Genomic DNA, 466 nt, shown 5'->3' with positions numbered 1-466 from the left:
ACTAACCACTCCCCTTAACCTTCCAGCACCGGGCAGGCGTCAGCCCGTATACTTCGCCTTGCGGCTTCGCACAGACCTGTGTTTTTGCTAAACAGTCGCTTGGGCCTTTTCACTGCGGCCCCCTCGGGCTATTCACCCTACCGAGGCACCCCTTCTCCCGAAGTTACGGGGTCATTTTGCCGAGTTCCTTAACGAGAGTTCTTCCGCGCGCCTTAGAATTCTCTTCTCGCCTACCTGTGTCGGTTTGCGGTACGGGCACCTTCTCCTGGCTAGAGGCTTTTCTTGGCAGTCTGAGATCATGACCTTCGCTACTACAATTTTCGCTCCCCATCACAGCCCAGCCTTACGATGTGCGGATTTGCCTACACACCAGCCTCACTGCTTAGACGGACATCCATCAGTCCGCGTCACTACCCTACTGCGTCACCCCATCGCTCATAACGGATTACGGTGGTACAGGAATTTC

At 55.4% G+C, this 466-nt stretch carries 1 rRNA gene; it reads right to left on the bottom strand.

Features of this window, described 5'->3' with window-relative positions:
- Nucleotides 1-466 (bottom strand): 23S ribosomal RNA (locus L693_RS0111455); the annotation flags it as partial.

This window comes from Paenibacillus sp. 1-18, from assembly GCF_000520755.1.
Lineage (GTDB): Bacteria > Bacillota > Bacilli > Paenibacillales > Paenibacillaceae > Paenibacillus > Paenibacillus brasilensis.
Note: the sequence above shows the minus strand (reverse complement) of the source record. Positions and strands in the feature narration are given on the sequence as shown.